21 protein-coding genes are annotated in these 22,338 nt (G+C 70.4%); 3 read left to right on the top strand and 18 right to left on the bottom strand.

Features of this window, described 5'->3' with window-relative positions; genetic code table 11:
• Position 1 precedes the first annotated feature (1 nt).
• The 12 genes from O3W51_RS01180 to O3W51_RS01125 all read right to left on the bottom strand — a co-directional run bounded on the left by O3W51_RS01180 (position 2) and on the right by O3W51_RS01125 (position 12,946).
• Positions 2–544, bottom strand: a complete 543-nt coding sequence (locus O3W51_RS01180) for a hypothetical protein (RefSeq protein WP_138351353.1) — start codon at positions 542–544, stop codon at positions 2–4.
• Between the two features lie 11 nt (positions 545–555).
• The gene (locus O3W51_RS01175) at positions 556–1,809 is read right to left on the bottom strand and encodes an MCE family protein (protein ID WP_138351277.1); all 1,254 of its coding nucleotides are present in this window, start codon (positions 1,807–1,809) and stop codon (positions 556–558) included.
• Positions 1,806–3,152, bottom strand: a complete 1,347-nt coding sequence (locus O3W51_RS01170; protein WP_269283067.1) for an MCE family protein — start codon at positions 3,150–3,152, stop codon at positions 1,806–1,808. Before O3W51_RS01170 ends, O3W51_RS01175 begins: the two co-directional genes overlap by 4 nt.
• A gap of 26 nt (positions 3,153–3,178) precedes the next feature.
• Complete coding sequence (locus tag O3W51_RS01165; RefSeq protein ID WP_443048234.1) at positions 3,179–4,186, bottom strand: MCE family protein; 1,008 nt, start codon at positions 4,184–4,186, stop codon at positions 3,179–3,181.
• Between the two features lie 11 nt (positions 4,187–4,197).
• Entirely contained in the window at positions 4,198–5,259 is a 1,062-nt protein-coding gene (locus O3W51_RS01160; RefSeq protein ID WP_138351275.1) for an MCE family protein, read from the bottom strand.
• Entirely contained in the window at positions 5,256–6,287 is a 1,032-nt protein-coding gene (locus O3W51_RS01155) for an MCE family protein (RefSeq protein WP_164294647.1), read from the bottom strand. Before O3W51_RS01155 ends, O3W51_RS01160 begins: the two co-directional genes overlap by 4 nt.
• A complete protein-coding gene (locus O3W51_RS01150; protein WP_269282968.1) occupies positions 6,284–7,600 on the bottom strand; it encodes an MCE family protein in 1,317 nt (438 codons plus the stop codon). Before O3W51_RS01150 ends, O3W51_RS01155 begins: the two co-directional genes overlap by 4 nt.
• The gene (locus tag O3W51_RS01145; RefSeq protein ID WP_269282964.1) at positions 7,597–8,490 is read right to left on the bottom strand and encodes an MlaE family ABC transporter permease; all 894 of its coding nucleotides are present in this window, start codon (positions 8,488–8,490) and stop codon (positions 7,597–7,599) included. Before O3W51_RS01145 ends, O3W51_RS01150 begins: the two co-directional genes overlap by 4 nt.
• Positions 8,491–8,493: 3 nt before the next feature.
• Positions 8,494–9,339: an MlaE family ABC transporter permease gene (locus O3W51_RS01140; RefSeq protein WP_138351271.1), complete on the bottom strand. Its 846-nt coding sequence runs from the start codon at positions 9,337–9,339 to the stop codon at positions 8,494–8,496.
• Positions 9,336–10,361 (bottom strand): ABC transporter ATP-binding protein, encoded by a 1,026-nt coding sequence (locus tag O3W51_RS01135; RefSeq protein ID WP_164294650.1) that lies wholly within the window; start codon positions 10,359–10,361, stop codon positions 9,336–9,338. Before O3W51_RS01135 ends, O3W51_RS01140 begins: the two co-directional genes overlap by 4 nt.
• Positions 10,362–10,415: 54 nt before the next feature.
• Positions 10,416–12,047: a DUF6801 domain-containing protein gene (locus O3W51_RS01130; RefSeq protein ID WP_269282958.1), complete on the bottom strand. Its 1,632-nt coding sequence runs from the start codon at positions 12,045–12,047 to the stop codon at positions 10,416–10,418.
• A gap of 281 nt (positions 12,048–12,328) precedes the next feature.
• The gene (locus tag O3W51_RS01125) at positions 12,329–12,946 is read right to left on the bottom strand and encodes a hypothetical protein (protein WP_138351269.1); all 618 of its coding nucleotides are present in this window, start codon (positions 12,944–12,946) and stop codon (positions 12,329–12,331) included.
• A gap of 429 nt (positions 12,947–13,375) precedes the next feature.
• On the opposite strand from O3W51_RS01125, the gene O3W51_RS01120 reads away from it, so the two are divergent.
• On the top strand, positions 13,376–14,623 hold the full coding sequence (locus tag O3W51_RS01120; protein ID WP_244809300.1) for a helix-turn-helix domain-containing protein: 1,248 nt from the start codon (positions 13,376–13,378) through the stop codon (positions 14,621–14,623).
• A gap of 47 nt (positions 14,624–14,670) precedes the next feature.
• Here O3W51_RS01120 and O3W51_RS01115 read toward each other — a convergent pair whose 3' ends face one another.
• The 3 genes from O3W51_RS01115 to O3W51_RS01105 form a co-directional block, all read right to left on the bottom strand.
• Complete coding sequence (locus O3W51_RS01115; RefSeq protein ID WP_269282953.1) at positions 14,671–16,797, bottom strand: SpoIIE family protein phosphatase; 2,127 nt, start codon at positions 16,795–16,797, stop codon at positions 14,671–14,673.
• Positions 16,798–16,830: 33 nt separating this feature from the next.
• A complete protein-coding gene (locus O3W51_RS01110; RefSeq protein ID WP_138351267.1) occupies positions 16,831–17,121 on the bottom strand; it encodes an SHOCT domain-containing protein in 291 nt (96 codons plus the stop codon).
• Positions 17,122–17,185: 64 nt separating this feature from the next.
• A complete protein-coding gene (locus O3W51_RS01105; protein ID WP_187144953.1) occupies positions 17,186–17,605 on the bottom strand; it encodes a DUF6325 family protein in 420 nt (139 codons plus the stop codon).
• 217 nt (positions 17,606–17,822) lie between these two features.
• Between O3W51_RS01105 and O3W51_RS01100 the strand changes: the two genes are divergently transcribed.
• Together O3W51_RS01100 and O3W51_RS01095 are read left to right on the top strand one after the other, a co-directional pair.
• Positions 17,823–18,062, top strand: a complete 240-nt coding sequence (locus O3W51_RS01100; RefSeq protein WP_269282948.1) for a hypothetical protein — start codon at positions 17,823–17,825, stop codon at positions 18,060–18,062.
• A gap of 346 nt (positions 18,063–18,408) precedes the next feature.
• On the top strand, positions 18,409–18,876 hold the full coding sequence (locus O3W51_RS01095) for a hypothetical protein (protein ID WP_232484886.1): 468 nt from the start codon (positions 18,409–18,411) through the stop codon (positions 18,874–18,876).
• 16 nt (positions 18,877–18,892) lie between these two features.
• Here O3W51_RS01095 and O3W51_RS01090 read toward each other — a convergent pair whose 3' ends face one another.
• The 3 genes from O3W51_RS01090 to O3W51_RS01080 are packed head-to-tail and all read right to left on the bottom strand — an operon-like array spanning position 18,893 to position 22,222.
• The gene (locus O3W51_RS01090) at positions 18,893–20,239 is read right to left on the bottom strand and encodes a dipeptidase (RefSeq protein WP_187144952.1); all 1,347 of its coding nucleotides are present in this window, start codon (positions 20,237–20,239) and stop codon (positions 18,893–18,895) included.
• A 37-nt stretch (positions 20,240–20,276) separates the two neighbouring features.
• A complete protein-coding gene (locus O3W51_RS01085; RefSeq protein WP_232484885.1) occupies positions 20,277–20,735 on the bottom strand; it encodes a hypothetical protein in 459 nt (152 codons plus the stop codon).
• The gene (locus O3W51_RS01080) at positions 20,732–22,222 is read right to left on the bottom strand and encodes an APC family permease (RefSeq protein ID WP_138351264.1); all 1,491 of its coding nucleotides are present in this window, start codon (positions 22,220–22,222) and stop codon (positions 20,732–20,734) included. Before O3W51_RS01080 ends, O3W51_RS01085 begins: the two co-directional genes overlap by 4 nt.
• Between the last annotated feature and the right edge of the window lie 116 nt (positions 22,223–22,338).

Raw genomic sequence — 22,338 nt, 5'->3', positions numbered from 1 at the left:
ATCAGCCCGCACCGACGGGTACCGCGTTGATCGCCGTGAGCCGCCAGCCCCCGGAGGTACGGGCGAGCCCGGCCTCGAAGCGCTTGCGGTCGGTGGTGGGCGCGCCGCCGCGTGGGGTCACCGCCACCTGCACCGTCGCGATGAGCCTGGCCGTGCCCGACCGGGTGTCGAGTTCGGTGACGGCGGCGTCGGTGACGGTGCAGCGGGCGCTGGTGCCGGCCTGTTGCAGCGAGGTGTCGCTCTTGGCGTTGGTGCGGGCCATCTCGTCGTGCAGCGGCCCTGTGGTGGCGTCGAGCCATTGCCGCAGACCGGCCTGGACGTGCTGGGCATCGGTGCCGTCGATGCTGTTGAGACGGACGATGTTCTGCCGCCCGTCGGCGAGGACGGCGTCGCGGGCCTTGGCGTAGGCGAGCGACTCGTCCGTCCGCGCCTGCCGGTACGACCAGCCGGCGAAGGCGCAGAACACCACGATCGCCGCCGCCACCGCCCAGGCGACGGCTCCTCTGACCGCCGCAGGAACCGTCGGCGGAGTGGGGAGGGTCATCCGTCGGCCGGTCATGGGCGCGGCTCCAGTCCGAGCAGTCCGCTCATGCCGGAGGGGCCGGCGGCCGGCAGGGACGGCAGGCCGAGGGCCGCGGGGAGGGTGCCGCCCGCGTCGGTGCCCAGCAGCAGCGCACCGGGCCGGGTCGCGGCCGGTACGCCGCCCTTCGGGGCGTTGGCGGAACCGCGGACGTTGATGCCGCTGCCCGGTGAAGCGGTGCAGCGCGCCCCGGTGTTGAGGGCCGGCGCGGTGCTGAGGTCGAGGCCGTTGCGGTACGTGGTCCCCCCGTATCCGGCGGTGCAGGGCAGCGGGGAGAAGAACGTCACCGACATCCCGAGGTTGGCGCCCTTGCCGTTGATGGCCGTGGCACCGGCCGCGGCCACCGCCGGGAGCCGGACCAGCAGCTCCTCGATGCCGTGCTGGCGGGTGACGGCCACGTCCGACGTGGTCAGCAGGTTCGCGAGCACCACGCTGAGGCTGGGGTCGAGGTCCCGCAGCAGCGCGCTGATCTGCGTCGCGGCTTCAGGCGCGGCCGTGATCAGCCGCCGCAGATCGGCGTCGGAGCCACTCAGCTGGGCGGCGAGGTCCTTGGCGCTGATGGCGAACGACCGGATCGCGTCGCCCTCCTGCGCCTGGGTGCCCAGCACGGTCGCCCCGTCGATCATGAGTTTGGTGGTGGTGGGCTCGGCCCGGTTCGCGGCCTGGATGAAGTCGGTGCTGTTGTCGACGAGGGACTGCAGGTTGTCCCCCTGGCCCTGGAACGCCTTGCCGAACTCGTCGACCACGGTCTTCAGCGATGTCAGCGGCACGGAGGAGGCGAGGGTGTCGACGCTGGTGAGCAGGTTCGTCACCGGCGCGGGGGTACGGGTGTCGGACACCGGGACGCGCGAGCCGTCCGCCAGATACGGCCCGCCGTCCGCCGTCGGGCGCAGGTCGATGTACTGCTCGCCGACCGCGGACAGATTGGCGACCACGGCCTGCAGCCGGGAGGGGATGGGCGGCGCCGAGTCGTTGATCCGCAGCTCGGCCTCCACACCGTCGTCGGTGAGCGTGATCGGTCCGACCCGGCCGACGGAGACTCCGCGGTAGGTGACGTTGGAGTGGGTGAACAGGCCGCCGGCCTCCGGAAGTTGGACCTTGACGACGTAGTAGCCGCGCATGCCGAAGTAGTGGCCGAGGTCGGCGTACCGGGCGCCGATGAAGCCGAGGACGAGGACGGCGATCACGAGGAAGGCGACGTTCTTCAGCCGGGTGCCGAGGGTGATCATGAGTGCCCCCCCGCCGAGGGCGACGGCACGGTCCTGACCGGTCCGACGGACGGCAGCGGGAAGAGCGACGACCTGGCGCCGTCCGTCCCGCCGACGTCGGCACCCGCGTCCGTACCGCCGGTATCGGTACCGGCGTCGGTGCCTGCGTCGGTGCCCGCATCCGTGCCCGCATCCGTTCCGGCGTCCGTTCCCGCATCCGTTCCGGCGTCCGTTCCCGCATCCGTTCCGGCGTCCGTGCCCGCATCCGTTCCGGCGTCGGTCCCGGCGTCCGTACCCGCGTCCGTCCCCGCGTCCGTGCCTCCCACGTCCTCGCCCGGGTCGCTGGTCGGCGGCGGGTAGACATTGTCGGCGAAGTCGAGTTCCGGGACGATCTGCGTGCCCGGCGCGGCCGTCATGTCCAGGTAGACGTTGAGGTAGTCGCCCTTGACACCGCTGAGCACCTCGTCCGTGAACGGGTACGTGAGCAGCACCTGGAGCGAGTCCGGCAGCGCCTTCCCCGAGTCGGCGAGCCGCTGCAGGGTGGGCGCGAGCGCCTTGAGGTCGGCGACCATGTCGTCCTTGCTCCTGTTCACGGTGGTGACCGCGACATCGGACAGGGTGCCGAGCGAGCGGAGCATCGTCACGAGCGAACCGCGCTGCTCCTCCAGCACCTTCAGGCCGGGGCTGAGCCCGGTGAGCACCGTGCCGATCTGCCGATCGCGGGTGGCGAGGGTCGCGGAGAGGTGGTTGACGCCGTCGAGCGCCGCGGTGATGTCCTGCTTGTGGCCGTCCAGGTCCGTGACGAGGGCGTTGACGCGGGTCAGCATGGAACGCACCTGCGGTTCGTTGCCCTGCAGGGCCTTGTTGAGCTCCACGGTGATCGTCTTCAGCTGGTTGACGCCGCCGCCGTTCAGCAGCATCGACAGCGCGCCGAACACCTCCTCGACCTCCGGGTTGCGGTTGGTGTGGTCGAGCGGGATGCGGGCGCCGTCGCCGAGCCGGCCGGTGCCGGTCTCCCCGCCCGTCCGCCGGTCCGGGGCGGCGAGCTGGATGAACTTCTCGCCCAGCAGGCTGGACTGTTCGAGGTGGGCGTACGCGTTGGCCGGCAGCACGACCTTGCCGTTGACGCGCATCGTGACCTTCGCCGTCCAGCCGTTCGGCGCGAGGTCGATGGCGGTGACCCGGCCCACGGCCACGTCGTTGACCTTGACCGCCGACTGCGGGACGAGGCTCAGGACGTCGGCGAACTCGGCGGTGACGGTGTACGGATGGCTGCCCAGGTCGGCGCCGCCCGGCAGCGGCAGGCTGTCGATCCCGCCGAGCCCCGGCGCCGAGCAGCCGGCCAGGACGAGCGTGAGGGCCAGCGCGGCGGCGGCCCGGTCCGTACGTCTCACCGGGTCGCTCCCTGCGTGCCGTAGACGGTGCCGACGGTCGGCAGCGGGAAACTCAGCTCGTTGATGTCGGCCCGGCCGTCGATCGTCCGGTGCGCCGGGTCGTACGCGTTGAGGACGTTGTCGGCCGCGAGCGGCGCGGTGTCGAGCGCCTCCGCGATGGAGGCCCGCTGGTCGACGAGGGACTGGGTGAGCGGCGCGAGCTGGTCGACGACCGACTTGAGCCGGGTCCTGATGTCGTGGATGAAGCCCTTTACCTCGCCCAGAGCGGTGGCGAGCTGTTTCAGCGCACCGGCGAGGTTCTCCTTGTCCTCGGCGAGGAAGCCGGTGACCTCGGAGAGCTGCTGCGCGGCCCGGTGGACGTTGCCGTCGTTGTTCTTCAGCATCGTCGTGAAGGACTGCAGATAGGTGATCGTGTCGAAGAAGGTGCCGCTGTTCAGCGAGAGCGTCTTGGTGACCTTGCCGAGCTGCTCGATGGTGTCGCCGAGCAGCTTGCCGTTGCCGCCGAGGTTCGCGGCGCCGGTGTCGAGCAGTGCGGAGAGCGAGCCCGTGGAGTTCGCGCCCTTGGGGCCGAGCGCGTCACTGATCCTGGTGATGCTCTCGTAGAGCTGGTCGACCTCCACCGGGCCGGCGGTGCGGCTCGACGGGATCGTCGCCCGGTCGCCGATCTGCGCGCCGCCGGTGTACGCGGGGCTCAGTTGGATGTAGCGGTCGGAGACGATGCTGGGGGCCACGACGACGGCGCCCGCGTCGGCCGGCACCTTCACGCCCTTGTCCAGCGTGAGGTTCACCCGCACCTGGCGGCCTTCGGGGGTCACCGAGTCGATGCTGCCGACCTTCACGCCCAGGACCCGCAGATCGGAGCCGGGGTACACGCCGACGGCCTGGTCGAAGTAGGCGGTGATGCGCTTGCCGCCGCTGCCGCCGAACACGTACACGCCACCGGCGACCGCGACCAGGACGAGCAGCAGGACGGTGCCGAGCGCGATCCGGCGCCTTCTGGACAGGTGTGCCGTCATCAGCGACCGCCCTGGGACTTGGGTGGCATGCATCCGGTGGTGGGAGGCGTGCCGGCGGGCAGGTAGTTCCGCGGGACGAGCCCGCAGAGGTAGCTGTCGAACCAACGGCCGTTGCCGACCGTGTTGCCGACCAGCCGGTAGTAGGGCCCGATCGCGGCGAGGGCGGCGTCGAGGCTCTTCTGGTTCTTCAGGAGCACGGTGGTGACCCGGCTCAGCGCGCTGAGGGTGGGCTCCAGCTGCTTGTTGTTGTCCTCGACGAGGCCGGTCAGCTGGGTGCCGAGGTCCTGGGTGCCGGTCAGCAGCCCGTGGATGGCGTCCCGCCGCTTCTGCAACTCGCCCAGCAGCAGGTTCCCGTCCGTGATCAGCTTCTCGAACCTGCTCTGCTGTCCGGCCAGCGTCGCGGTGATCTGCTTGCTGCCCGCCAGCAGCTTGGCCAGCTGGCTGTCGCGGTCGGAGATCGTCTTCGACAGGGCGGAGAGCCCGGTGACGGCGGTGCGCACCTGGGGCGCGGTGTCCTTGAACGTGGCGGAGATGGTGTCGAAGCTCTTGGCGAGCTGCGCGGTGTCGATCTCCCCGAAGGTCTGCCCGAGCCCGTTGAACGCCTGCGTCACGTCGTAGGGGGAGGTGGTGCGGGTGGCCGGGATGCGCCGGCCGGGGTTCTGCGCGGCGGAGCCGAGCGGGTCCAGGGCCAGGTACTTCTCGCCGAGCAGCGTCTTGATGCCGATCGCGGCCCGGCTGGCGTCGCCGATCCAGGTGTCCTTGACCTTGAAGGTCACCTTCACCTTGCCGCCGTCGAGTCCCACGCCGGTGACCTTGCCGACCTTCACCCCGGCGACCCGCACCTCGTTGCCGGGGTCGAGCCCCGCCGCCTCGGTGAAGTCCGCCGTGTACGTGGTGCCGCCGCCGATGAACGGCAGCGCGTCGGCGTTGTAGACGACCACGCCCAGCAGGGCGAGGACGAGCAGCCCGACGATGCCGACGGTGACGGGGTTGCGCTCCGCCATCGGCTTCGGGCGCCGCCCCGCCGCCCGCCGGCGCAGCCGCGCCACCCGCCCGCTCATGACCTGCACCGCGCTTCGGTGATCGCGATACCGGTCGGCGCCTTGCTGCCGTCCGAAGTGGTCACGCCCGACACCTTGGCCTCGCAGAGGTAGAGGTTGAGCCAGGACCCGTACGACGCGAGGCGGGTGATCGTCCGCATCTTGACGGGCGTCTTCTGCAGGAAGTTCTCGATCTGCGGGGTGCTCGCGGCCAGGTTGGACGACAGCCGGCCGAGCTGGCGGATGTCCTCCTTCAACGGCGCCCGGCCGTCGTCCAGCAGCCCCGCCGTGCTGGTGGTGAGCTGGGAGATCGCGGTGATCGCGTCCCCGATCGGCTGCCGGTCGCCCGCGAAGCCGGTGACGAGGGTCTGGAGGGTGCCCACCAGCTCGTTGAAGCCCTGTTCACGGGTGTTGACGCTGGTCAGGACGGTGGTGAGGTTGTCGATCACCTCGCCGATGACCTTGTCCTTGGCGGCGAGGGTGGTGGTCAGCGAACCCACGTTCCTGATCAGGCTGTTGACGGTGCCGCCCTCGCCCTGGAGCACCTGGATGATCTCCCCGGCGAGCTGGTTGACGTCCTTGGGCGACAGCCCCTCGAAGAGCGGCTGGAACCCGTTGAACAACTGGGTGAGGTCGAGGGCGGGCGAGGTGCGGTCCAGCGGGATGGTGGAGCCGGGTGTGAAGGCCCGGTCCATCGGCCCGGTGCCCTGCTGCAGGTCGATGTAGCGCTGGCCGACCATGTTCAGGTACTTGATCGACGCGGTCACCGAGGCGGGCAGCGCCCGGCCCTTCTCGACCGAGAACGTCACCTGGGCGAGCCGCCGGTCCACCACCCGGATGTCCTCGACCTGGCCGACCTTCACCCCGGCGATCCGCACGCTGTCGCCGGTGATCAGCCCGGTGGTGTCGGTGAACCGCGCTTTGTAGCCGACGGTGTCCGCGATCCCGGTGTTGGCGATGCTGAAGGCCAGCACCGTGGTGGCCAGGGCCGTCACGAGGATGAAGACGATCGACTTGATGAGCGGGCCCGCGATGCTCCGGCGCCTCACTTGAGACTCACCTCCGCCCCGCGGAAGACCGGTCCGGCCAGCAGGCTGCTCCAGTCGGGAAGGGACTGCGGCGAGGCGTTCATCGCCGGTGCCAGCAGTTCGTTGACGAGTTCGTTCTCCTGCGGCGAGTTGGGCAGCCCCAGACCGCCGTTCCCGCTCCCCGCACCGGTGACGGTGAGGCCCGTCGTGGCTGTCGGGGGCGCCGTGGCCAACGGGCCCGTGAGCCCCGGCGCCACCGTGTCGTCCGTCCGGGTCGGCCGGCCGAGGTACGGCACCGGGTAGCAGTTGGGCCCGGTGCTCGCCGTGAACGACGGCTTGTCCTTGCCGGGCAGGTACTTGCCCCGGGAGGGCACGGTCCGCACGGTGACATGCAGTCCGGGCTCACTCGTGCCCTTGCCGAGCGCCTTGTCCATCGCCGGCACGAAGTTGGCCAGCGTGCGCAGGGTGCAGGGGAACGAGGGCGCGTACTCGCCGAGCAGCTGGAGCGTTCCCCTGCTGTCCGCCGACAGCCGGATGATGGTGTCCTGGTTCTGCCGCAGGAACGCTGTCAGGTCCTGGGAGGTGCTGGTCGTCGACCCGTACAGGGTGCTGAGGTTGGCGCGCTGCTCGGCGATGGTGCCGCTGGTCGTCGTGAAGTCGGTGAGCGCCTGCAGGATGTCGGGGGCGGCGTCGCCGTAGACGCGGCTGACCTTCACCAACTCCTGGATGTCCCGGTTGAGCGTCGGCAGGTTCGGGTTGAGCTTCGCCAGATAGGCGTCGAGGGTGACGAAGCTGTCGCCCAGCTTGGTACCGCGGCCCTGCAGGGCCTGCGAGACGGCGCTGAGGGTGGCGGAGAGCTTCTCCGGCTGCACCGCGGTCAGCAGCGGCAGCACGTTGTCGAGCACCTGCTCCAGCTCGATGGCGTTGCTGGAGCGGTCCTGCGCGATGGTGCTGCCGGCCAGCAGCTTCGGGCCCGAGGTGGTCCGCGCCGGCGGTACGAGGGCCACGAACCGCTCCCCGAACAGCGTCGTCGGCAGCATCTGCACGGTGACGTCGGCCGGTATGCCCTTCAGCTTGTCGCGCTGGATGGCCAGCGTGACGCGGGCGCCGTCGCCGTCGGCGGTGATGCCGCGCACCTGGCCGACGACCACCCCGCGCAGCTTCACGTCCGCGTACAGGTGCATCGCGTTGCCGACGCTGCCGGTCCTGACGGTCACCGTCGCGTCGTCGGAGAACTCCTTGTCGTAGATCGCCACCGAGAGCCAGATGAGCAGCGCGGGGACCAGCAGGAAGACCACTCCCGCGAAGCGGCGTCGCACGGTGAGGGCGTTCATCCGGCCACCCGCACCGTCGTCGTGGTGCCCCAGATGGCCAGGCTCAGGAAGAAGTCGGTCACGCTGATCACCACGATCGCGTTCCGCACCGACCGGCCGACGGCCACCCCGACCCCGGCGGGGCCGCCCTCGGCGTGGAAGCCGTAGTAGCAGTGCGCGAGGATCACCGTCACGCTGAAGACGATCACCTTGAGGAACGACAGCAGGACGTCGTCGGGCGACAGGAACGTGTGGAAGTAGTGGTCGTAGGTGCCCGACGACTGGCCGCTCACGAAGACCGTGACCAGCCGTGAGGCGAGGTACGAGCTGACCAGGCCGATGCCGTAGAGCGGGATGATCGCGACGACGCCCGCGATGATCCGGGTCGTCACCAGGTACGGCATGCTGCGGATGCCCATCCCCTCCAGGGCGTCGACCTCCTCATTGATACGCATCGCGCCGAGCTGCGCGGTGAAGCCGGCGCCCACGGTGGCCGAGAGCGCGAGGCCCGCCACCAGGGGTGCGATCTCCCGGGTGTTGAAGTACGCCGAGACGAAGCCGGTGAACGCGGCGGCGCCGACCTGGTTGAGCGCCGCGTGGCCCTGGAGTCCGACGACCGTGCCGGTGAAGAGCGTCATCGCGATCATCACGCCGACGGTGCCGCCGATGACCCCGAGCCCGCCGCTGCCGAACGCCACTTCGGCCAGCAGCCGCTGGATCTCCTTGAGGTAGCGGCGCAGGGTCTTGGGGATCCACAGCAGCGCGGTGATGTGGAAGATCAGATGGTCGCCGAGCCGGTCCAGCCAGCCGAACCAGCGGTCGGACCGGGCGCCGGGGCGGTACGCGGCCGGTCCGCTCCGGCCCGGCGGGACGGGGGCGTCCTGCGGCGCGTCCTTGTCGAGAAGGGCCATCGGTCAGGATCCCTTCGCGGGGACGATCTGCAGATAGATCCCCGTGAGCACCATGTTCACGAAGAACAGCAGCAGGAAGGTGATGACCACCGACTGGTTCACCGCGTCGCCGACGCCCTTCGGACCGCCGCGCGGATTGAGGCCCCGGTAGGCGGCGACGATGCCCGCGATGAAGCCGAAGATCAGCGCCTTCAGCTCGCTGATGTAGAGGTCGGGGAGCTGGGCGAGGGCCGAGAAGCTGGCGAGATACGCGCCCGGCGTGCCGTGCTGCATGATCACGTTGAAGAAGTAGCCGCCGAGCGTGCCGACGACCGAGACCAGTCCGTTGAGCAGCACCGCCACGAACATCGCGGCCAGCACCCGGGGGACGACGAGGCGCTGCACCGGCGAGACGCCCATGACCTCCATCGCGTCCAGTTCCTCGCGGATCTTGCGCGACCCGAGGTCCGCGCAGATCGCGGAACCGCCCGCGCCCGCGATCAGCAGGGCGACGATCAGCGGGCTCGCCTGCTGGATGATGGCCAGCACGCTGGCGCCGCCGGTGAACGACTGGGCGCCGAGCTGCTGGGTCAGCGATCCGACCTGGAGCGCGATCACCGCGCCGAACGGGATCGACACGAGGGCGGCGGGCAGGATCGTCACGCTCGCGATGAACCAGAACTGCTCGATCAGCTCCCGGACCTGGAACGGTCTGCGGAACATCGCGCCGACCGTCGTCACGGCGAGCGAGAAGAGCCGGCCGGTCTCGCGCAGCGCGCCCAGCCCCGGGACCGGCCGCCGCACGGGAGGCGCCGCGGGCTGCGGCGCGGGTGCGGGATCCAGGGGCGGATCCAGCGGGGGAGCCGTCATGACGGCCCTCCGCCCGCGCGGCCGGCGGGTGCGGCCTGCCCGGCGACGACGTGCCCGGTGCGGTCGAAGCTGGACTCGATCGCGTGCCGCGCGGCCGGCGGCAGCGTGTCCAGCAGACCGAGCACCCGCTCCCTGCGGCGCAGTACCGCCCGCCGGACCGGCAGCCCGGGGGTCGGCTCCAGCTGTGGCTCGATGGTGCGGGGCACCGAACTGCTCCCGGTGACGCCGTGCCGCTCCTCCAGGGCCATCGTGGCCTCGTCCTTCTCCTCCGACATCCCGATCGGACCGGCCCGGTGCCCGCCGAGGAACTGCGCCACCACCGGTTCCTGGCTGGTCAGCAGCACCTCGCGCGGGCCGAAGGCGACGAGCCGGCGGCGGAAGAGCATGCCCATGTTGTCCGGCACGGTGGAGGCGATGTCGATGTTGTGCGTGACGATCAGCATCGTCGCGTCGAGCTGCGCGTTCAGATCGATGAGCAGCTGCGAGATGTACGCGGTGCGGACCGGATCGAGCCCGGAGTCCGGCTCGTCGCAGAGAATGATCTGCGGATCGAGCACCAGCGCGCGGGCCAGTCCGGCGCGCTTGCGCATGCCGCCGGATATCTCGCCGGGTAACTTCCCCTCGGCGCCCAGGAGTCCGACCATGTCCATCCGCTCCATCACGACGCGGCGGATCTCGGATTCCTTCTTCTTGGTGTGTTCGCGGAGCGGAAAGGCGATGTTGTCGAAGAGGGACATCGACCCGAACAGCGCGCCGTCCTGGAACATCAGGCCGAAGAGCTTGCGCGCCTCGTACACATCGCGTTCCGGGCTGTTCACCATGTCGACGCCGTTGACCATGACCCGCCCGCGCTCGGGCTTGAGCAGCCCGATCACCGACTTCAGGAACACGGTCTTTCCGGTACCCGAGGGGCCCAGCATCACGCTGACCTCACCGGGCGGCAGAGTGAGCGTCACGTCCTGCCAGACGGTCTGACTGCCGAACGACTTGGTGAGGCCTTCGACGACCACTTCGATTCCCATTGCACCTCCCGGGATGGTTGGCCGGCGCCGTCCGCGGCGCCGGTGGCGGACTGGTCAGCGGTGCGGCAGCGGCGGGATCTGGATCTCGGTACCGGTCGAGGCGTCGCAGCCGAGTCCGGCCCAGGGCGCGCAGAGCGTGCCCTGGTTGAGGTTGAGCGAGTTCCCCGGCCCGGACACCGCCGCGGTGAAGAGCGCGTCGAGGTTCTCGCCGTGGGTCCCGCAGCCGGTGAAGGCGGGGATCGTCAGGTTCTCCTGGTGCAGCGGCCCGCCGTCGAGAATGGTGTAGTCCGGCTTGCCGTCACCGCCGCCGGGCATGTGCGCGTCCTGCAGCCCGACGAGCGCCAGCTGGATCGGCGCCCTGGTGCGGCAGTTGGGTCCCACATCGAGCGGTGTGCCGTTGATCCTGACGTCGTAGAGCCGGAGCCACTGATATCCGTGGATCGTGGTGATGACGTTCTGCTCGACGAAGTTGGTACCCGTCGTGACGATGGTCAGCAGCGGTTTCACCGGATCGGGCGTGAGCGCCATCTTCGCCGTCGTGGGCACGAATCCGTAGGTCAGGAACGTGGAATCGGCGACCGGCAGCGTCATCGAACCGAGCGAGTCGAACTCGTAGTACTGCGGGGGATTCGGCTGTACCGCCATCCGCACGTTCATGTTGATGTAGGTCAGGGACGGGCCCTTGGCGCTGTGCGCGTCATTGATGACGGCGGCGCCGCTGAGCTTGTGGACGTTGGAGAATCCGGTCGCGTAGGCGCACGAGCCGAGATCGAACGTGGTCTCGGTGACCGTCGCGCCGGCATCCTGCTCGTCCTTCAGCGGAATGTGATCGAAGTCCAGCTTCCCCTTGGGCAGTACGTCGCAGTCGTACGTGCCGGAATGCACCGGCGGTTCGACCTTGATGGTGCTGTTGTGCGGCGCGCCCGGCTTGGGCGACGCACCCGGTGAGGTACCCGCCGACGTACCGGGGGCGGAAGGCGTCGTGGGGGAGGACGGTGAGGCCGGTGCCGATGAAGAGGGTGGGGATGAAGGGGAGCCTGACGGGGTGGGGTCCGGTACGGGCACCGGCACCGCGCCCAGCAGCGTGTTCTGCCCGGCCTCCGGAGTGCACGCCACCTTCACGGGGGCGGCGGTGGCCGGTACGGGCGACGGCGTCGCGTCCGTCGCGGCGGCCTTGCCCGGTGTGAGCTCCAGGGCCAGCGCACCCGCGCCGAAGCTCACCTCGCCCGCCGCGGTGACGGTCACCGGCGGCACCTCGCCCTTGAACGTCAGCACCAGGTCGTCCTTGCCGGCCACCGGAACGGCGGGGGCCCGCAGTCCCGGCCAGGGGGCGTCGGCGGCCGAAGTGCCCTGGGTGACACGGGCGGTGAGACTTCCGGTGCCGGCCAGCGTTCCGGTGGTGTCCGGCACGAGCCCGTCGACGGCGGCGCGGGGCACCGTCACCGCCATGGTCGGATCACCGGGCTGGATCGGCCTGTTGACCGCCCCGGTGTCCGGGAAGAGCTGGGTCAGGACGACGTGCACCGGCTGATCGCCGCCGGGGAAGGCGCACTGGTAGGCCATCGTCAGCGGTCCGTCCCGTCCGGCCGCCGCGGAGCCGGATCCGGACAACAGCCCCGCCACGAGCGCCGCCGCCGCGAGGCCCGCCAGCCGCACCGTACGGCGTGGAACACCTGCACCCCTCATTGCGGCACTCCTCGGACTGGCTCGGCGCATACCTGCGGGGAATCACGAACTCGGTCGGGACGCAGGACACTACGTGCGGGTAATAACGAGGACAAGTGATCGAACACAGGAATGTTCCGCGATCTCGCGGCCATCGGATTTCTTGTCACTGAGTGATAAATGCGGAGCGGAGCTTTGTATTCCATTGAGTACCGGTGAGCAGCCGGGCGCCGCTGGGCGCGCGCTCCGCTGTGCGGACCCCGGCCCGTGGCTCCGGGCCGGGGTCCGCACAGCGGGTTGGCTCACGGGGAGGTGATCTGCAGGGTGGCGGGGCTCAGGACGTAGTTGGCGCTGTAGACGGCGCTGTCGCCGTTGTTGATCAGACCGAGGCAGATGCCCGAGACGTTGTACGCCTTCAGGTTCCCGCCGCTGACCGTCAGCACATGGGTGGAGTTGGTGTACTTGCCGGTGAGGGTGGCGGTGCTGCCGGCCGTCGGGCCGTTGAAGTCCGCGTTGCACAGACCGCTGATGTGGGCCTTGACGCCGGTGATGGTGCCGGTGGTGACGCCCGCGGAGTACGTCGCGGCGTTGAGCTTCCAGGGCAGGCCCTGGGCGGTGACGGTGAAGGAGATGCCGGCGGGACCCGAGCAACTGGTCCACGTGACGGAGGAGATGCTCGCGATGGCGGTACCGGAGAGCCCGGTGCCGTTCGCGGCGCTGCCGGCGGCGTTGGACTTGGTGCACTTGAGCTGGGTGCCGGTGTTGGTGTCCGTCAGGATCGGGCTGGTCGCCACCGCTGTGAACGAGCCACCGCCGGTCACGGTCCAGGTGCCGGCCGCGGAGGCGGGAGAGGTGGAGAATCCGACGGCGGCGGCGAGGGCCGCACCGACGACGATGGTGCTCTTGGTCAGCTTGCGCACGGGCTGATCCTTTCAAGGAGTTGGCGTACCTGATTAACCGCGATCCACGCTGTTCAGGCGGGGATTGCGACTGCGGCTCAATACCTGGAACGCGGCACCGAATGAATTCGGCTGCCCTTGCGAATGGGCACGTTACGCATCGGTAACAGGGTGGCGCAATACTCCAGTCAGAGATTGGGAGAACGACCTTACTCCCGAGTATTTTCTTATCTCTGGAGCAATAAATTCCGGCTGAGAACTGTCCGGAAGTGAGCACGCACGCACCCCGGGGACCGGCCGCCGGTCACATGCCCCGTGCACGTTTACGGCCCCTGGGTGCTGCGCTCCGGCCGCCGTTGGTCTATGTTTCGACGAGCTACGACGTGTCGTACGTCACTCCCGGCATGTCCGATGCCCCACCCTGCGCCGCCTAGTTGAGGGGGGACGAGCGTGTCCGGAGCGAGACGGGCCGCGGGACCGGCCGAGCCGCTGCGACCGATCCCGCAGGAGCTCGCGGCGATCATGTGGCCCGAACTGCCCAGCCTCTTCCAGGAGATGTCCGCCGAGATCATCGGGGCGTTACCGGAGTACTCCCACATTCTGGACGGGCCCTACGGGCAGGCGATACGCATCGGGATCGAGCAGAACATCGCCACCTTCGTCGACCAGATCGCCGCCCCCTCCACGACCTCCACGCTCCGCGACGACATGTGCCGCAGGTTCGGCCGCTTCGAGGCGTACGAGGGCCGCAGCCTGGACAGCCTGCAGGCCGCGTACCGGATCGGCGCCCGGGTCGGGCTGCGCCGGGCGATGAAGGTCTCCGAGCGCTACAAGCTCCCGCCCTCCGTCATGATGACCTTCGCCGACTCGCTGTTCGCCTATGTCGGCGAGCTCGCGTCGCTCTCCCGCGAGGGCTATCTGGAAGCCATGGCCGAGCTGGGTGAGAAACCGGACAACCGCCGCCGCCGGGTGCTGCGGCTGATTCTGGCCACCCCGTCCGTCTCGCTCGCCGCGATCGCCGAACTCGCCGAGCACGCCGCGTGGCCGCTGCCGGACGAGGTGACGCTCGTCGCCCTGGGCCCGGAGTCCAAGCTGACGCGGGCGGCCCTGGACCGCGACATCCTCGTCGACCTGTCGGGACCCGAACCCCATCTGCTGGTCCCCGGCCCGCTCGACGACGTCCGGCGCGCGGCCCTCGACACCGCGCTGACCGGCAGCCGGGCGGCGGTCGGGCTGACCACCCCGCTCGGGGACGCGGCGGACTCGCTGCGCTGGGCGCGGCAGACCCTCGCACTGGCCGACGCCGGGATCATCGACGACCGGCCGGTGGTGCTGTGCGAGGACCACTTATTGCCGTTATGGCTCCTCGGAGACCCCGCCCTGATCAACCAGCTCAGCAAGAAGCACCTCGGCCCGCTCGTCGGCCTCACCCCAACCCAGCGCACCCGGCTCGTCGACACCCTGCGCACGTGGCTCACCACCCGCGGCACCGCCGCCCAGATGGCCGAACTCCTCGAAGTGCACCCGCAGACCGTGCGCTACCGCATGCGGATCCTCGACCGTGCCTTCGGCGACCAACTCTCCGATCCCGACGCCCGGTTCGCGACCGAGATCGTGCTCCGCGCCCTGTACCTCCAGGAGCGGGCGGGCCCGTCGGGACTGCCGGGCCTGCCGCCCGGCGTGCACGAACCCTTCTGACGCCGACGGCCTTCTGACGCCGACAGCCGGGAACCACCGCGCCGGGGTCAGGGTGCCGGGGAACCCGCCTCCGGCCGGTCCTCCTCCGGGAGCCACCGGAACTCGGCCCACACCGACTTGCCCTCCCCGCGCGGCTCCACGCCCCAGCGGGTGGCGAGGGAGTCGATGAGCAGCAGACCGCGGCCCGAGGTCGCGGCCTCGCCCGGGGTCCTGCGGCGCGGCCAGACGCTGGAACGGTCCTGGACGGCCAGCCGCACCCGGCGGGGCCCCTTGATCCGTACCGAGGGGACGATCTCCAGCGTCATCACGGCACCACCCTCGGTGTGCAGCAGAACGTTGGTGAGGAGTTCGCCGGCCACCAGCTCGACATCGTCGACCAGTTCGCCCGCACCCCAGTCCAACAGCGCCTGGCGCAGCACCGCGCGGGCTTCGGCCAACCCCTCCGGGTCGGCCTGGTGGACGTACTGGTGGATGCGCGGGGCCTTGGCGGTGCCCGGGTCGGGCGCCCGGCGCAGCAGGAGCAGCGCCATGTCGTCCTCCGCGCCCGGCCGGGCCCACAGGCCGTCCGAGAGATGGTCGGCGAGCGCGGCCGCGCCGTGCGGTCCGTGCCGTACGGCGTCGGCGAGCTCGTCCATGCCCTCGCCGATGTCCTTGCCCGGCTGCTCGACGAGCCCGTCGGTGCACAGCAGCAGGGTCTCCCCCGGCACCAGGTCCAGCCGGGTCTCCGGGTACTCGTGGTCCTCGAAGTGGGTGGCCAGGCCGAGCGGCAGTCCGCCGCGGACGTTGGGCCAGCCGGTCCGCCCGTCGGTGTGCCGGATCAGCGGCCCGAGGTGGCCGGCCCGCACCACGCGTACGTCGCCGGTGGCCAGGTCGACCTGGGCGTAGGTGCAGGTGGCGAAGCGTTCGGTGTCGAGCTCGGCGAGGAACTGCGAGGCACGCGCGAGCACCGTGGAAGGGGCGTGGCCCTCGGCGGCGTAGGCGCGCAGCACGATCCGGAGCTGGCCCATCATGGCCGCGGCGTGGGTGTCGTGGCCCTCGACGTCGCCGACGACGACACCGATGCGGCCCTGCGGCAGCGGGATGACGTCGTACCAGTCGCCGCCGACCTCCCGGCCGCTCCAGGCCGCGTGGTAGCGCACGGCGATCTCCCCACCGGTGACCTCGGGGATCCGCCGCGGCAGCATCGAGGCCTGCAGCCCGGTGGCGAACTCGCGCTCCTGGTCGAAGAGCATGGCGCGCTGCAGCGACTGGGCGACGATGCCCGCGAGGGCGAGGCAGAGGTTGCGGTCCTCGGCGGTGAAGTGGGTGCGGTCCCGGTAGAACAGGCAGAGGCCGCCGATGGAGCGCGCCTGGGCCACCAGCGGCAGGTAGGCCGCCGCCTCGATCTCCATCTCCCCTGTGTAGGGCCGCAGCCGGGGGTAGCGGTCGGCGAGTTCCGACAGCGAGCTGACGAACCGCGGGCGCTGTTTCAGGATCGCTTCGGACAGCGGGAGGTCGTCGTCGATCCGGGTGAGCCGCAGGTCGGACAGGACCTCCATCGACCGGCCGGTGAGCGCGATGATCTTGAGCATGCTGCCGTCGACCAGCCCCAGCGCGAGGCCGTCGGCCCCGAACCGCTCCAGCCCGCCGCTGCCGGTCAGCGCGGCGGTGACGTCGTCGACGGTGACGGCGCGCGACAGGGCCTGCGTGGTCCGTTCCACCATGGACGTCTGGCGTTTGCGGTCCTCCTCCAGGGTCCGCAGCAAGGTGGAGTGCGTGAGTTCGGCGGTGGCGTCACGGACGATGCCGATGACGCGCACGGCCTTGCCGTCCTCGTCGCGCAGGATGCGGCCCTGGGTGTGCGTCCAGCGCGGTGTGCCGTCCCGGAGGAACGCCTGGAAGTACATGCCGTACGACGACGCCCGCTCGTGCAGGGCCCGGTTGAGTACCGCGTCGAGCCGGGCGCCGTCCTCGGGCGTCACCCGGCTGTACAGGGAGTTGGGCCGGCCGTTGAACTCCTCCGGCCGCAGGTCGAAGACCTCCAGGGCGGCCGGGTCCAGCTCCAGGGTGCCGATCCTGAGGTCCCAGTCGAAACTGCCCATGTGGTTCAGGGCGAGGCGTTCGGCCAGACCGGTACGGGGCGTGCCGGTGCCCGGGAGCTCGCCGCCGTCGGACGGCCGGTCCTGTTCGGGCATATCCGTACTCCGGGGTGTCGCGTTTCCCGCCGGTCAACCCGACAGGATCTTCGCCTTCTCGGCGGCGAACTCCTCTTCCGTGAGGATTCCCTGGGTCTTCAGTCCCGCCAGCCGCTCCAGACGGCTGATGGTGTCGTCGCCGGGCGCCGCCGGCGCGGCGGGCTGCTGCTGCGCCGCCTGGGCCTGCGCGGCCTGCTCGGCCTCCTGCCCGGCGAACTTCTCCTGCTGGTGCTGCCGCACCCGGCCGCTGACGGCGGATGCGGTGCCGGCCACCACGGCGGTGCGCGCGACGGCACCCAGCAGCCCGGGCCCCCTGCGGTTCATGGCTCCTCTGCGAAACGGCATGTCAGGACGTCCTTTCCGAGTCGTCGGACCGGCGGGCGGACGGTCAGCGGGCCTCCGCGAGAGCCCGCTCCGCGATCTCCGCCGGGATCTGCTCGTGGGCCACGGTGATCCCGCCGGCACCGCGGACGGCATCGGTGAGCGGTACCGCCCACAGGTCCTCCCAGACGATGAGCGCCGCCGAGCTGCCCGGCGGCACGCTCCGGGCGAGCGCCTGGATGTCCGCGTCGTTGAAGAGCCCGGCGATGGTGCCCTCCACCGGGTCGTAGGCGACCAGGTCGTCGGGGTCGAGGTCCTGGAGCTCCACACACTCGATCGTCCCGTCCTCCTCCCGCCGGACGAAGGTGATGTCGAGGATCCGTACGGTGCGGGACGCGACGATGTCGGCGAGCGCGGGTGCGATGCGGCCGGTGAACCGGCTGCCGGGAAATGCGACGACAAGGTATTCGACGGGTCCGATTCCCACGGTCCGTCCTCTCCTGGGTGCGGTGTCCGAGTCCGCTACCGGAATCGGATCGCCAGCATAACTTTGGGAGTATTTGTCTGCATTCAGACTATGACATTCCGGTCCCCCAACGGCCCAACGTGACGGCTCCCGACAGGACAGCGGAGGCCGGGCCCCGCAGGCTGGGCGGAGAGCCGGTGACGACCGACGCCGTCCATGCCCCGGAAGGGACCTCGACATGACCGCAGCCGGTGGGCTCGCCCTCATCATCATCGGGGCGATCCTGAGATACGCGATCACCTGGCAGACCCAGTGGATCGACATCGGCGTCCTGGGCACCATCTGCATGCTCGGCGGAGCCGCGAGCCTTCTCATCGGCATGCTGCTGGCCTTCGGCCGCCGCCGGCGTACCGACCGCCGCTACGAATCCGAGCGCGTCTACGAGCAGCGGTACTACGAGGACCCCCCTCGCCCGTGACCGTGCTCGACCGGGTACTGCGCAGGGCCCCCTTCATCGGGCGGCTCGTCCACGAGTTCACCGCGGTGAACGTCCTGGACTGCGCCACCCGGCTGGCCGCCCAGGCCTTCCTGGGGGCCCTGCCCGCTCTCTTCGTGATCGCCGCGTTCGCGCCCCAGGGCGTCCGCGACCAGCTCGTCTCCTCGCTGCACTCCGTCCTCGGGCTGCACCACGACGCGCTGGACCAGGTCCGGCAGGTCTACGCGGCCGACGACACCACCGAGACCAACTCCATCGGCATCGTCGGCATCATCGTCACCCTCCTCTCGGCGACGGCCTGCAGCGGACCTGCGAACGGGCCTGGCGGATGCCCAGGGCCGGCGCCCGGCTGGTCGCGTGGCGGTGGGTGGTCTGGCTCGTCGACCTGCTGCTCCAGGGCCCGCTGCACGACGGCTTCGGCGTGGGCACGGCCCTCGGCGTCCCGCTGCAGCTCCTCTCCGGGACGCTCCTGTGGTGGTGGACCCAGCGTTTCCTGCTGGGCTCCCGGATCCCCTGGCTGCCGCTGCTGCCGGGGGCGATGCTGGTGTCGGCGGGCGTCCTGGGGGTCGTCGCGTGGTCGGCGATCTACATGCCGGGGGCCGTCGACCGCAGCCTGCGGCAGTTCGGCCCGTTCGGGTCGCTCTTCGTCCTGCTGTCCTGGCTGATCGTGCTCTTCACCGTCATCACGATCGGTATCTGCGTCGGCCATGTGATCGCGCAGGAGGAGCCGGTGGCCCGGCGGCTGGGTACCCCGGCCCCACCGGTAGCGCCGACCGTGGCCGGCTCCGCGGCGTGATCCGTTCCCGCCGCGGCTACTTCTTCTTCCCGAAGCTCCGCAGGAACAGCGCCTCGGACAGCGCCATGTTCGCGATCTCGGTCGGGTCGACGCTCTCGTTCGGCGCGTGGATGAGGCACAGCGGTTCCTCGACGCCCATCAGGATGATCTCGGCATCGGGGTAGGTGTCCGCGAAGACGTTGCACAGCGGGATCGAGCCGCCCTGCCCGAGGGTCGTCATGGGCTTGCCGTACGCCTCCTCCATGGCCGCGCCCAGCGCGGCGTAGGCCGGCCCCGTCGTGACGGCCTCGAAGGGGGCACCGGACGACTCCCGCTCGATCTCCACCCGCACCCCCCAGGGCGCGGCCTTCTCCAGGTGCGCGGCGAGCGCGTCCTGCGCCGTGCGCGGGTCGGTGCCCGGCGGCACCCGCAGATTGAGGCGGGCGGCGGCGGTGGCCTGGATCGCGGCGGAGGAGCCGACGACGGGCGGGCAGTCGATACCGAGGACGGTGAGGGCCGGGCGGGCCCACAGCATGTCGGAGACGGTGCCGTCACCGAGCAGCTCGGTGCCCTCCACCATGTGCGCGTCGGTGCGGAACTGCTCCGGGTCGTACCCCTCGCCGGTCCACGTCCTGGTGTTGTCCAGGCCGTCGACGGTGGTGTTGCCCCGGCTGTCGCGCAGCGACGCCAGCATGTGGATGAGCGCGGCGAGCGCGTCGGGGGCGGGACCGCCGAACATCCCGGAGTGCATCTCGGAGTCCAGCGCGGTGACGGTGACCACGACGTTCGCGAGCCCGCGCAGCGTGACGGTCGCGGCGGGGACGCCGACGGCCGCGTTGCCCGTGTCGCAGACCAGGATCGCGTCGGCGCGCAGCTCCTCGGCGTTCTTGGGGACGAAGTCCTCCAGGCCGCCGGTGCCCTGCTCCTCCGACCCCTCGGCGATGAACTTCAGGGTGACGGGGATGTCGTCGCCGAGCGCCCGCAGCGCCGTGAGGTGCATGGCGATGTTGCCCTTGCAGTCCGCGGTGCCTCGCCCGTACCAGCGCCCGTCGCGCTCGGTGAGCCGGAAGGGCGGGCTGGTCCAGGCGGCGTCGTCGAGCGGCGGCTGCACGTCGTAGTGGCAGTAGAGCAGCACGGTCGGCGCGCCGGGCGGGCCCGGCCGGTGGCCGAGCACGGCCTTGCTGCCGTCGATGGTGTCGGCCAGCCGCATGTCGGTGAAGCCCAGCTCGGTGAAGGCGTCCGCTACCCACTGCGCGGTGCGGTGGCACTCCTCCACCGGGTATTGGCGGGGGTCGGCCACCGAGGTCATGGCGACCAGCTCCGTCAGATCGGCCTTGGCGCGGGGCATCAGGCCGCTGATGCGCTGTTTGAGGTCGTCGGACATCACACGGCTCCTGGAGGGTGCGGGGTTGCGGCGGCGGTCACTTCTTGACGGTGTCGTCGTACTTGAGGCCGCCGTACGCCTTCTCGAACTCACCGAGCTTGTCCGGGCAGTAGACGGAGACGGCCAGCGAGGCCGCGCTGATCGCCTCGCTGTCGGCGATGACCGGGCGCGTACCGGGACCGCTCGCGCCGTTGACGAGGGCCGCCTTCGCCTGGGCCTTGACCAGGGCGTTGCCCGGGTCCCTGCACAGCGACGCGCCGTCGTCGCCCAGGGTCCGGACGATCAGGTCGTGGTCGGGCACCGGATAGCCGGCGTCGGCGAGCTGCTTGGAGAGCTGGTCGGCCTTGTCGTTGGCCTTGGCCGTCTCGCGCAGGGTCGTGTACTGGATGATCCCGATGACGGCGAACACCACCAGCAGCACGATCGAGCCGATGTAGATCCACCGGTGCTCGGACGCCATCAGGGTGCGCTTCATGTTCCCCGCGGTGCGCTTCATGCGTCGACTCCCGCCTCTGCCGGGTTCTCGTCCACGTGCTGGCGCCAACTGGGCTTGCGCAGTGTGTAGAACAGGTACGGCACCAGCAGCCCCAGCAGGAGGAGCCCGGACGTGACGATGCCCACGTAGGCGAGGACGCTGCCGCCGCCGAACTGCGAGGAGGGCACGAAGCCGATGACGAGCGCCGCGAGCGACGACAGCAGGCCGACGACGCACAGCACGTGCAGCGCGGGCGCCCGGTAGCCGCGTGGATGGTCCGGCTGGGTCTTCCGCAAGCGGATCGCCGCCGCGAACATCAGCAGATAGACGATCAGGTAGATCTGCGTGGTGATGACGGAGAAGATCCAGTACGCGCTGGACACGTTGGGGATGAACGCGTAGAGCAGCGCGATGACGGTGGTGATCAGGCCCTGCGCGACGAGGATGTTCTGCTGGACGCCGAACCTGTTGAGCTGCTGCAGGAACGGCGGCAGATAGCCCTCCTGCCGGGAGATCAGCAGCAGCCCCTTGGACGGTCCGGCGAGCCAGGTCAGCATGCCGCCGAGCGCCGCCGCGACGAGCATCACGCCGAACACCGGCGTGAGCCAGCCGACGTTGAAGTAGGAGAAGAAGGCGTCGAAGGCCTGGATGACCCCCGCTGTCAGGCTCAGGTCATGGGCCGGGACGACCCAGCTGACCGCCAGGGCCGGCAGGATGAAGATCAGCAGGACCAGGCCCATCGCGGTGAACATCGACTTCGGGAACTCCTTGTCCGGGTTCCGCAGCGAGGAGACGTGCACCGCGTTCATCTCCATGCCGGAGTACGACAGGAAGTTGTTGACGATCAGCACGAGGCTCGCCAGTCCGGTCCACTGCGGCAGGATGTGCGAGGCGTCCATCGGCGCGGCCGAGGGGTTGCCCTGGCCGAGGAAGACGAAGCCGAGGATCACCAGTACCGCACCCGGGATGAGGGTGCCGATGATCAGGCCGCCGCTCGCCAGGCCCGCCACGGCTTTCGTGCCGCGCGAGGAGACCCAGACACCGGTCCAGAACAGCACCACGATCACGATGGCCACATAGAGGCCGTCGCTCGCCAGCCGCGGATCGATGATGTACGCGAAGGTGCTCGCCACATAGGCCAGCAGGCTCGGGTAGTAGAAGATCGTCATCGCGAACTGGCACCACACCGCCAGGAAGCCCATCGGCTTCGACAGCCCCTCGCTCACCCAGCGGTACACACCGCCGTTCCAGCCCGACGCCAGCTCGGCCGAGACCAGCGCCGTCGGGATCAGGAAGACGATCGCGGGCACGACGTAGAGGAAGACCGCGGCGAGGCCGTAGACGGCCATGGACGGCGCCGCGCGCAGGCTCGCCACCGAACTGGTGGTCATGAACGCCAGCGTCAGCCACGACATGTACTGCTTGCCGGGCACCCGCGCCGCGCTGGTGGCCGGCGAAGCGGCTTTCGCCGCGTCTCTCCCGCCGGCCGGAACATCCATCGACGCCATGCTGATGACCCTCCGATCGCCCGCTGAGCTGTCCGGCACAGGATCACCCGGTTTGTCCGCTCCCGCACTCGGATGTCCGCCGACCGGATGAGGGGCGGGCCCTGTCGCGGGCCCGC

Source organism: Streptomyces sp. H39-C1 (genome assembly GCF_027158125.1).
Taxonomy (GTDB): Bacteria; Actinomycetota; Actinomycetes; order Streptomycetales; family Streptomycetaceae; genus Actinacidiphila; species Actinacidiphila fildesensis.
Note: the sequence above shows the minus strand (reverse complement) of the source record. Positions and strands in the feature narration are given on the sequence as shown.